The organism is Ferrovum myxofaciens, from assembly GCF_000735045.1.
Lineage (GTDB): Bacteria > Pseudomonadota > Gammaproteobacteria > Burkholderiales > Ferrovaceae > Ferrovum > Ferrovum myxofaciens.
In genome coordinates this window covers 1-327 of the sequence record NZ_JPOQ01000643.1, presented here as the reverse complement: position 1 = coordinate 327, position 327 = coordinate 1, and the positions used below count along the sequence as shown (strand labels likewise).

The 327-nt window shown below is 49.2% G+C and carries 1 protein-coding gene; it reads left to right on the top strand.

The genetic code is table 11. The annotated features are described in order from the left end of the window. Positions 1–140: 140 nt before the first annotated feature. On the top strand, positions 141–327 hold a 187-nt coding region (locus tag IV91_RS18990), incomplete at its 3' end, for an IS66 family transposase (protein ID WP_035419248.1).

The following is a 327-nucleotide window of genomic DNA, read 5'->3' as shown; positions in this document are numbered from 1 at the left end:
CTCCTGCTGGAGGGGGTTGAACCCAAATCCTTTCGCAAGCGCTATTCCCGTCTGCCAGCCACCTGAAATCAGGGTGAAAATAATTCATAAATATGCCCGAAAAATCAACATAACCGATTGATTAGTGGTACAATTTTGTCATGTCAAAAGCCCTCGAAACCGCACAAAAACCCACCGACCAAGTCGCGGTTTTGATGGCCGTCAATGCACGCCAACAGGAAGAAATCTCCCAGCTCAAAAGGCAACTGGAATGGTTTAGACGCCATCTTTTCGGTCAGAAGTCGGAACGCCGCAACCCCGACCTATACAGCCTCCAACTGGCCTTCA